Annotated in this window: 7 protein-coding genes; 3 read left to right on the top strand and 4 right to left on the bottom strand. The window is 64.4% G+C overall.

The genetic code is table 11. The annotated features are described in order from the left end of the window. Positions 1–216 (top strand): hypothetical protein (locus ACYP5B_RS10970; RefSeq protein WP_459569600.1); only part of this gene is annotated, 216 nt, incomplete at its 5' end. A 348-nt stretch (positions 217–564) separates the two neighbouring features. Then, entirely contained in the window at positions 565–822 is a 258-nt protein-coding gene (locus ACYP5B_RS10965; protein WP_318237912.1) for a hypothetical protein, read from the top strand. A 26-nt stretch (positions 823–848) separates the two neighbouring features. Here ACYP5B_RS10965 and ACYP5B_RS10960 read toward each other — a convergent pair whose 3' ends face one another. The 3 genes from ACYP5B_RS10960 to ACYP5B_RS10950 all read right to left on the bottom strand — a co-directional run bounded on the left by ACYP5B_RS10960 (position 849) and on the right by ACYP5B_RS10950 (position 3635). Further along, complete coding sequence (locus tag ACYP5B_RS10960) at positions 849–1055, bottom strand: hypothetical protein (RefSeq protein ID WP_400101567.1); 207 nt, start codon at positions 1053–1055, stop codon at positions 849–851. Between the two features lie 175 nt (positions 1056–1230). Then, positions 1231–2748, bottom strand: coding sequence for an MFS transporter (locus ACYP5B_RS10955; protein ID WP_459569598.1), 1518 nt, complete (start codon positions 2746–2748; stop codon positions 1231–1233). Positions 2749–2879: 131 nt separating this feature from the next. Beyond that, positions 2880–3635 carry a hypothetical protein gene (locus ACYP5B_RS10950; RefSeq protein WP_459569597.1) on the bottom strand — a complete coding sequence of 252 codons (756 nt, stop codon included), beginning with the start codon at positions 3633–3635 and terminating at the stop codon, positions 2880–2882. Between the two features lie 437 nt (positions 3636–4072). On the opposite strand from ACYP5B_RS10950, the gene ACYP5B_RS10945 reads away from it, so the two are divergent. Continuing rightward, on the top strand, positions 4073–5497 hold the full coding sequence (locus tag ACYP5B_RS10945; protein WP_459569596.1) for a DUF1254 domain-containing protein: 1425 nt from the start codon (positions 4073–4075) through the stop codon (positions 5495–5497). Between the two features lie 235 nt (positions 5498–5732). Here ACYP5B_RS10945 and ACYP5B_RS10940 read toward each other — a convergent pair whose 3' ends face one another. Further along, positions 5733–7844, bottom strand: coding sequence for a TonB-dependent receptor family protein (locus tag ACYP5B_RS10940; protein WP_459569595.1), 2112 nt, complete (start codon positions 7842–7844; stop codon positions 5733–5735). Positions 7845–7968: the final 124 nt, after the last annotated feature.

Here is a 7968-nt window from a genome sequence, read left to right as displayed (position 1 = left end):
GTGCCGCAAGTTTACAAGGGCCGCACCAAGTTATTGAACGCGAACGCTCTTCCCCGAGGCCGGTCGGTGATGGTCAGAGTTGTGTATAACCGGATGCGACAAGCCAGCCTCCTGCAAGGATCGCTTTCTTTTGGTTACTTTTCTTTACGAGTAAAGAAAAGTGACATCTCACACGTTCTAAAACGGCCAACACCGTACAGCCGCGCCAGCAGCTAGAAGCGATAAAACACCGCCCACTCGCGCTATTCTGCATCAGCAGCTAGAAGCGCTAAAACACCGCCCACTCACGCTATTCTGCATCAGCAGCTAGAAGCGATAAAACACCGCCCACTCACGCTATTCTGCATCAGCAGCTAGAAGCATGAAAACCCCGCCCACAAGAGACACCCCCGCGTCAGCGGGCCACAAGCCATACACATCGCACACTTCCCCCAACCTACAATTCCTGCCCCAAGCTCAACAGACTTTGCGAACGAATCAGCGGAACGGGACACTAGCTGCCCGGTCGAATCGCGCGGGATCGCTCATGCTACGATCCTGCCTCTGAATCAAAGTGAGCTAACTATGTCGACTGCCTTCCTGATACTCAATCCGGCCCCGTCCGAAGATGGCGAGCAAATCGGCTTTTCCATTGTGGCAAACGGCGTGGACAGCAGCGGCTTCGTGTCGCGCTCGGCGTTGGACGAACTGGCCCAGGGCCAGATTGGCAGCCACCTGGACATTTTCGAGCGCAATCTCGACCGCATCCAGGAAGCGGCCTTGCAGAAGTGGTCTGCGGACCCATCTCTTAACCCCGTCATGCTGGGGGACCACGACTTCTGAGCGGGTCACGAGGACCCCGGCTCGCGCTACGCCTGCGAGAACGAGCGGACCAGCTTGGTCTTCAGTGGCCAGGGGCGTGACGCGAGAATCCAGATGCACAGCAGCGGCCCGATGAACGGTAGCAGCGCCAGATACGCGTAGGACGCACCAAAATGGGCCGCCTTGAATACCTTCCTGAACGGGAAGAACCACAAGGCTTCGAAGAATAGGAATCCGAGTAGGTAAAGCGTCATGATTGTGCTTCCTGTGCGGCTCGCCTGGCGAGGCATATGCCTCGCACCCGCATTGTAGAGCCCATTCGTTTGCTCACAATCCCGCCACTTTGGGGGATTTTTACCGGTGCGGCATCCATATCCACGTCGCAATTCCGTGCCTCGCCGAGTCCTCCGATCCCCCCTTTGACACGGCTTAACGCAGCGCGCGCTGCGCCACTGCGACCAGCGCCACGCCCACGCACGCCACTGCCAGCAGCGCGAACAGATTGCTCACCGCAATCAGCTGCGCCTGCTGGTCGATCAGCGCCGACCAGCGCATCAGCGTGGCGGCGTCAAAACCATCGGGCAGGTCGAACGGCGTAATCCGCGCAACCAGCTGTGTGCGTGCCATGGCCTCGCCATACTGAAGCCACAGGCTCGCCACGCCAGTGCCGCCGGCAGTTGCGATCTGGCGCACGATGTTCTTGAACTGATAGGCGTGGGCAAAATCCTCGACGCTGAAGTCCGCATAGGTCAGCCCCGCCACCAGCGCCAGGATGAAGGGCGTGGTCAGGCTTTGCAGGGTCAGGGCCGGCAGCAGGACGGCCATGGAGGCCCCCGGCATCATTCGCTGGCTCAGCAGCCAGGCCGCGCCGGCAAACATGAAGTACCCCAGGGCGATGTAGCGGCGCTGTCCCGTCAGCCGGGTACCGGCGTAGGTAAATGCGCACAGGCCCGCGAAGCCGATCAGCCCGGTGATGGTGAGCACCTTGCCGGCGGTCTGGAAGGTGAAGCCCAGCCCGGACTGCAGCGTGGTGGGCACCACATAGCCCCATAGCCCATTGAGGAAGTAATACAAGGTGTAGAAGCCCAGGCCGACCAGGTAGCGGCGGCCGAACAGCAGCTTGGGATTGAGCCAGGGATCGGGGTGGCGATGCTGGTGGACGAAGACGCATGCCACGAGCGCCAGCCCGACGATCGGGGTGATCGCTACCGACGGCGAGTTCGCCAACTCATAGAAGCGCAGGTCGCCCAGGCCGTGCAGCAGCACCAGCGCGCCCGCGCCCAGCAAGATCACGGTCACCCAATCCATGCCGCCGACATCCACCTCCCACGGTGCCAGCGAGGCCGCGACCCGGCGCGGATAGGAGACCAGCACCAGCAGTATCGCCGCGGCCGACATCCCGGCCTGCACCACGAAGATCATCCGCCAGCTCGCATCCTCCACCAGCACCGCGGTAATCCATGGGGCCAGTGCCGCCAGGCCCATGCCGCCGGCATTGAAGCCCAGGAAGAGGGGCCGGCGCTCCTCGCGGGCCGCTGCCAGCTGGATGATGATGCGCGACGCGGTGAACAGGCCGCCCGCGCCCAAACCTTGCACGGCGCGCGCCAGGCTCAGTTCGAGCGACGTATTGCAGCCGGCGCACAGCGCGGCGCCCACGGTGGCGATGACCAGGCCGAGCAGCGTAAATCCGCGATAGCTGATGTCCTGCGCGATGCGCCGCAGCACCAGGTTGGCGACGGTGGCCGCAGCGGCATAAGACGTGAGGCTCCAGAGAAAATCCTCTGGCGAGGCGTGAATGCCGCCCCGGATATGGGTGCCCGCGACGCCCATCATGGATGACGCCACGAAGTCCACGCCGGTGGTGCAGCCGAGGGTAAAGGCGAAGAGATAGACCTGCGCATCTGACAGATCGGGGTGTTTGCCCAGCATCGCGCTGCCAGTTGCCATGACGGTCCCATCCATCGTGTAGAAGCAATTCGCAGTCTGGCGCCGCCGGGGCTACGACCCGCTTACCCAGTATCGGCGAAATGATCCGGGCGCCCAAGCGGAACCGGTGGGGGATGAGAGGTGGGCGTGGCTCAGGCCCGCGGCCTGGTGTGCTGGAACGCGTCGAGCAGCCGATCGCGGAACGCGCGCCATGCGCGCGGCACCATGCTGAGCCCTGCGGTCAGTCCGGGGTCATAGTAGTGGACGATCAATGAACGGCGCTCGCCAGCTTCGGCATGCAGGTTGGCATGCAGCGTAACGAAGCCGTTGAACGCATAGACATTGCTCGGCACGCAGGCGATGCGGTCGCACCTGTGCTCGGCAAGATGGCGGAAGGTCTGCGCGCGGCGCACCACGAAAGGCAGGTTGCGCAACAGGATCAGCCGGATCTTCGCAGCGATGTTCGACATGGCCGTCACCGCATGGCGTTGGTGCCGGTAGATGATCAGGTCCCCGTTTTCCTGGGTGGCCTGCGCCTCCTGCAGTGGAACCAGCAGCGTCAGGATATGGGAGTCATAGTGCCGCAAGTGACTCTGGGCGGGCAAGCCGCTATTGACACAGCGCAGCACGCACAGTGGCGGCTCGCCGTTGAGTTCCCACCCGGCCTTGCGCGCCCATCGTCTCGAGATCTCGCAGGCCTGCCGCTCCGCCAGCGCAAAGCCCTCGTTTTGCCGCAGCATGTCTGCAAAGTGCGCTGCTGCCTGCGTGGCGCGGCGGCCATCTGCCGGCCGCCACGTTTCCCGGCTGGCGTCGATTGCCGCGTTGATCTCGTCGAGCAGATGTCGAGTCACGACGCCTTCGAATACCTGGAGCCCGGGCGGCTGGGCGTCGATGTCGTAGTCACGCATCGCATGTTGCTCCGCTTACCGCCCTGTTCCGCCCAGTCCAAGGCCGGGAAGGAGGCGATATGTTGCGGCCGGCCACAAATGGCCCGCCGCTACCGGACGAGGTGTGGCCCGCGCTGCCGGCCTTCCTCCTGATGATCTAGCGCAGGCCGCGGCTGGCATCGATCGGTGTTGCCTGGGAAGGAAACGCGGGCGGTTCCATGTCCGGTGCTATGAATCTACGGCTTCAGAGCGTTACCGAACGGACAAAACTGCTTGCAGATCCGCCAGACGGCACAATCCGAGTCGCTCCGCATGCGGGCCTTCCGGCGTATTTGACAACTTCGGTTGCCGGGAACATCATCGCCTGGGGAAAATAGACGCGCCTCTGTGTAGCGATGTCGCTCGTTCGTCGGCGAAAAGCGCATGGAAGGTGGCCATTCCGACGAGGAACCGGGGTCATGATTATTTCGCTACGCCGAATTGCGAGCGCGCTTGCGCTCGGTCTGCTGTTGTCTGCCTGCGCCGCGGACCCGCAAAGTTCCGCGGTGCCGCAGCCAGCCTCGCCGCCGCCCGACGGGGCGATCAAGGCGTTATCTGCCCAGATTTTTGTCTACGCCTATCCGCTGGTGCTGATGGATGTCACGCGTGAGGTCATGACCGCGCGCGTGCCGGCCAATACCTTCTCGCATAAGCGTAGTTTCCCGGACGCCACCTTCACCGACGTGGTCAGCCCGAATGCCGATACCCTTTACTCGACGGCATGGCTGGATTTGTCCTGCGGCCCGGTGATTCTCTCGCTGCCCGATACGCACGGGCGCTATTACCTGATGCCGCTGATGGACGCCTGGACCAATGTCTTCGCGACGCCGGGCAAGCGCACCGCAGGCACCAAGACAGCGGTCTACGCCGTAACGGGTCCGATGTGGAGTGGCACCTTGCCGCCAGGTGTCACGGAAATCCGCTCGCCGACCGAGATGGTGTGGCTGATCGGCCGCACCCAAACCAATGGCAAGCAGGACTACGCGGCGGTTCGCCGCTTGCAGGACCAGTATCGCCTGGCACCGCTCTTGGCCTCGCAGCGTGGCGGCAAGGCGCGGCCCAAGTCCGCCCAGGCGATGCTGCCCGAAGCGGTTCCCGTGGATCTGGAAACGCCGCCCGTTGAGCAGGTGGCGGCGATGGACGCGCAGGCATTTTTCACCCGTTTCGCCGAACTGCTGCCGGCCAATCCTCCGGCAGCGGCCGATGCGGCCATGGTGGAAGCGATCAAGAAGCTCGGGATCGTTCCGGGCATGCCCTTCTCCGTGACCGCGCTGGAGCCATCGACGGCCCATGCGGTGCAGGAGGGGGCCACCACGGCTCTGGCGGGCATCGTGGCCATGGCCAAGCGCGGCGGCAGCGACGGGGACGGCAAATGGACCGTGCACCGGGACCTCGGCAACTATGGCACGGCCTACGGTAAGCGCGCGCTGGTGGCCTGGGTCGGGCTTGGCGCCAACCTGCCGGCGGACGCCCTGTATCCCAGCACGCGTGTCGACGCCGCTGGCAAGCCGCTGAATGGCGCGAATCGCTATGTGCTGCATTTCAACAAGGGCCAGATGCCGCCGAGCGAGGCCTTCTGGTCGCTGACGCTCTACAACGACAAGCAGGCATTTGTGGCCAATCCGCTCAACCGCTACGCAATCGGCGATCGTGACCGGCTGCGCTACAACCGGGATGGCTCGCTCGATATCTATATCCAGAACGCGCGCCCGGCGGGCAAACGGGTGGCCAACTGGCTGCCGGCGCCGCCGGATGCCTTCAACCTGATGATGCGGGTGTATTGGCCCCGGCAGGCGATGCTGGATGGCACGTGGAACGCGCCGCCGGTGCACAGGGCGCAGTGATGGCCGGTCCCAGCCCCGCGCCGAGATGAAAAAAACCCGCCGAGGCGGGTTCAGATTGCTGACAAAGCCGGATCTGCGTTGCCGTGCTCCCCTCTACCCCTGAGGGGAGAGGGAGAGACAGCCGTCGTCATGGCGCGCGGCTTTGGCCTGTTCGGCGGCTTCGGCTTGTGCATCAGGTTTGTCAGCAGCCTGAAAAAACCCGCCGAGGCGGGTTTTTTCATGACAACGCGCGGGCTCAGAACTTGTATTTGACGCCGGCGTAAAGCGCGCGGCCCGAACCGGGATAGAACACGGCCACGTTGGCTGTCCGCGCGTCGGCCACGGTGCTGAAGTCGCTCACATAGCGCTTGTTGCCGAGATTGCGCGCATCCAGGAACACCGTCACGCCGCGCTGGAATTCGTAGCTGGCCTGCAGGCCAAACAGCACGTAGCCAGGCGTGCGCAGCGTGTTGGCGTAGTCGACATAGGCGCCGCCCGGCACCCAGTCGATGGTCCCGGCAACCCGCAGCCCGGCCGCGCGGCTGTAGGCAACGGTGGTGCGCAACACGTGTTCTGGCACGCCGGCGATGCGATTGTTGCCATACTGCGGATCGTTGTCGAACCGGAAGTCGCTGTAGTTCCAGAGTTGCGACAGCGTGAGCTTGTCGCCCGAGCCGAACAGGTTCTGCAGCACGTCGCCGGAGACGCCCAGTTCCACGCCTTGCAGCGTGGTGCGGTTGGCGTTGAAGGTGGCGGCCGGGATATTCGGGTTGGTGGTGTATTGCAGCAACTGGTCGCGCACCAGCGAGCGATAGGCCGTCACGTCCCAGGAGAAGCGTTCGCGCTTGCCCCGCGTGCCCAGCTCCAGCGTCCAGCCGCGTTGCGCGCTCAGCGGCACGAATCGGGTGGTGGTGGCCATGGTCTGGCTCAGGTCCGTGAAGTCGGGTACGTCCGCGCTGCGCGTGATGTCGGCAAATGCCTGCACGTCTTGCACCGGCTCCCACAGCACGCCGAACTTCGGGTTCACGCCGCTGTAGGTGGCGCTGTCGGACTTGGCCGTGGGATTAGCCGGCAGACCGCCATAGTCTTGATAGCGGCGCACATTGCGGTAGGCCTTGGCGCCGGCCATCAGCGCGACGGTCGGGGTCACGTAAAGGCGGTCTTCGAGATAGGCCTCATAGTTGTACGCATCCTGCGCGGCATTGAGCGTCTGCGCGCCGCGGTTGCCGGCGTTGTTGACGTACTGGCGCGCATCGTTGTTGCCGCCGAAAAAGCGCGCACCGACGATGAGCTGGTTGCGCAGGCCGCTGATGGTTTGCGTGCCGGTGTAGCGCGGCGCGAAGCCATAGGTCCAGTAGTCCTGGTCGATGACCTGGAAGATCGGGTGATACAGGCTCTTGTGGATGACCCAGGTGCTGAAATCGAGCTGGCCGCTGTCGAGCTTGACGGTAGTGACATTGGCCACGCGCTCGGTGCGCGTGTTGCGCGCCTGGTCGCCGGCCGGCGCGGCCGGCGCCGCCTTCTTCGGATTGTTCAGCGCATCGTTGAGCGACAGCGCGCCGGGCAATTGCTGGTCGACGATATAGGCGCCCAGGTAAAAACGGGTTTCCACCGCCGCGCTGAACCGATAGCCGAAGTTGGCGTTGAACTGCTCGTACTGGCCGCGCTCATGCGCGCGGAATTCGTCAGAGTGGTTGACGCTCAGGTTGGCCAGGAAGTCGAACGCGCCGATCTGGCGCGAGACCTGGCCGCTGGCGCGTGCCGTGCCAAAGCTGCCGCCATCGATGCGCACCTGGTTGGGCGCATCGGCGGTGAGCGCGGTTGGCGTGGTGAAGTTGATCGCGCCGCCCAGCGTGGTGGTGCCGTAAGCCAGCCCGTTGCCGCCCTTGTAGATTTCGGCCGCGCTCAGGCCGAGCGGGTCGATCTGGTAGTAGTCGCCGCTGCCGTCGGCAAAGTTGGTGGGAATGCCGTCCTGCAGGATATCCAGGCCGCGCGCATGATAGCCGCGCGCAACGCCCGAGCCGCGGATCGACAGGCGCAGCTCCTGGCCGTAGCGCTCCTGCACATACACGCCGGGGGCGTCCTTGAGCACGTCGCGCAGGTTGCTGGCGTAGGTATCGCTATAGGACGCGGCGTCGACGAAGCCGACCGCGCCGGCCGTCCGCTCCAGTGCCTGTTTTTGCTGCTGCACGTTCGGCGCGGTGAGCGAGCCGGGGGCCTTGGCCGTCACGGTCGCGGTGGGCAACGTGACAGCCGCATCGGGTGGGGCGGGCCCGGTGGCCTGTGCCAGGGCGGCGGTGGTGAATGTGGTGAGGGCGGCGGCGGGCAGGGCGGCGGCGCGCTGCGTCCAGTGTCTGGCTCGAGTCATGATTTCCCTTGTGGCGCTGGACCTGCTTTGGGCCGCGCCTTTTAACCGTGCTTGGATAGCCGCGTACGATACGAAAGGGTACGTGACGTGCGCTATGTGACACAGTGCCGCAACGTGCGTCCAA

Source organism: Cupriavidus sp. 8B (assembly GCF_054589115.1).
The sequence above is the reverse complement of the archived record's forward strand: the minus strand, read 5'-3'. Positions and strand labels throughout refer to the sequence as shown.